The sequence below is a fragment of the Pontitalea aquivivens genome, assembly GCF_046507575.1.
Classification (GTDB): Bacteria; Pseudomonadota; Alphaproteobacteria; order Rhodobacterales; family Rhodobacteraceae; genus Pontitalea; species Pontitalea aquivivens.
Window position 1 is genome coordinate 1 of the sequence record NZ_JBKFEY010000155.1, and the last position, 232, is coordinate 232.

Annotated in this window: 1 protein-coding gene; it reads right to left on the reverse strand. The window is 58.6% G+C overall.

Going from position 1 to position 232, the window contains the following annotated elements; genetic code table 11:
- Positions 1 to 232: enoyl-CoA hydratase-related protein (locus ACK8OU_RS20620; RefSeq protein WP_410305189.1), on the reverse strand; the 232-nt coding region annotated here is incomplete at both ends.

A 232-nucleotide genomic window follows, 5' to 3' on the forward strand; every position in this document is an offset into this window, starting at 1 on the left:
AGCGGGAACAACCTTGTTAACGAGACCCATTTCATAGGCCTCCTGCGCCGTGTAGCGGCGGCAAAGATACCAGAATTCCCGTGCTCGCTTCTCGCCGATGATGCGCGAAAGGTATGCTGTTCCGAAACCGGGATCGACCGATCCAACCTTTGGTCCGACCTGCCCGAATACCGATCGGTCGGACGCAATTGTGAGGTCGCAGATCGTCGCGATGACGTTGCCGCCGCCGATC